Source organism: Nostoc sp. 2RC (genome assembly GCF_014222165.1).
Classification (GTDB): domain Bacteria; phylum Cyanobacteriota; class Cyanobacteriia; order Cyanobacteriales; family Nostocaceae; genus Nostoc; species Nostoc linckia.
The window spans coordinates 1-1,503 of record NZ_JACKZU010000686.1; the positions used below are offsets into that span (position 1 = coordinate 1).

Below are 1,503 nucleotides of genomic sequence, written 5' to 3' on the forward strand. Positions count from 1 at the left end.
ATTTTTAGCATTAAATAATATGGATTCATTTGATTGGACTCTACTAAATTCTCAATATTTGGTACGAGATAAATGGTTAACCCTACGGGCTGATACTTGTCAAATGCCTGAAGAAAAAATAGTAGAGCCTTACTATGTTTTTGAATATCCAACTTGGGTAAATGTTATTGCTATCACTAAAAATGAAGAAGTTGTTTTAGTCAAACAATATCGCCACGGTATACAAAAAACAGTCCTAGAATTACCAGGGGGTTCTATGGACTTAGAAGATAGTTCCCCAATGGCAGCTGCAAAACGTGAATTATTAGAAGAATCAGGATATACAAGTGACAATTTTGTGGAAACTGGTGTCATATCAGCGAATTCTGCAACCCACAATAATCTAATTTATTGTTTTTTAGCAACAAATGTAGAACTTGTAGCTGATTTAAATTTAGATATTACAGAAAAAATTGATGTGATATTGTTACCTTTAGAAAAATTAATTAGAGATATCAACGCAGGGATACTGCTACAAAGTTTTCATATTAGTTCATTATTTTTTGCTCTACAAAAACTTGGTAAAGTGCAATTTATCTAATTAATTAGCTTTATTTGCCTTTATCAACAACCTTCAATCAAGGATAAAAAATTATGACTGCCACAATTTCATTTGACCGAGTTTCTGATATTTATGATGCAACACGAGGGCTACCACCTGAAGTTTCCGAACAAGTTACTGACGCTATTTTGAATATAGTTTCAGCTACAGAAGAAACTAAGTTTTTTGAAACTGGAATTGGTACTGGTAGAATTGCTTTGCCAATAGCCAAAAGAGGTTATTCTTACACTGGTGTAGATATTTCAGAAAAGATGCTGGCTGAGTTGCACCAAAAACTAGAAGGTATATCTCATAAATTAACAGCAATCAAGGGAGATGCAACTTCTCTACCATTTGCTGACAACTCTTTTGATGTGGCATTGACAGTTCATGTATTTCACTTGGTTTCTGCTTGGAAGCAAGCACTAGCAGAAATCCGCCGCGTCCTGAAGCCGGGGGGAATTTACCTTTATACTCACGGTAATATGAATTTCAGCAAAGTGAGTGAAGATGTGAATCAGGGTAGGTTTGATTTCCAGCAACGTTGGCAAGATATCATTGCTGGTTATGGTTACCCTTTACCTCGTTATGGCGGAACAGAAGAAGAAGTTTTAGCTGAGTTGCGCCAACAAGGAGCAAATTTAGAAACAGTTGTTGCAGCAAAATGGCAATCTGAATTAACTGTGAGCAAATTAATAGATGCTCATAAAAACAAAATTTATCGCCATACTTGGCACATCCCCGATGATATTTTTACTCGCGCAATTCAAGATTTGCAAGAGTGGTCTTTGCAACACTATGGCTCTTTAGACTACGATTTGTCTGGTGAAACTAAGTTCAAGATTGTGGTAGTAACTAACTGGACATAGGGCATGGGGCATTGGGCATTGGGCATGGGGCGTTAGTTTTTCTCCGTGTCCCCT

The 1,503-nt window shown here is 36.6% G+C and carries 2 protein-coding genes; both read left to right on the forward strand.

Annotation, left to right across the window (positions count from 1 at the left end; all coding sequences use genetic code 11):
• On the forward strand, positions 1-580 hold a 580-nt coding region (locus tag GNE10_RS34410), incomplete at its 5' end, for an NUDIX hydrolase (protein WP_221643108.1).
• Between the two features lie 53 nt (positions 581-633).
• Positions 634-1,449 carry a class I SAM-dependent methyltransferase gene (locus tag GNE10_RS34415; protein ID WP_185570495.1) on the forward strand — a complete coding sequence of 272 codons (816 nt, stop codon included), beginning with the start codon at positions 634-636 and terminating at the stop codon, positions 1,447-1,449.
• The last annotated feature ends 54 nt before the right edge of the window (positions 1,450-1,503 follow it).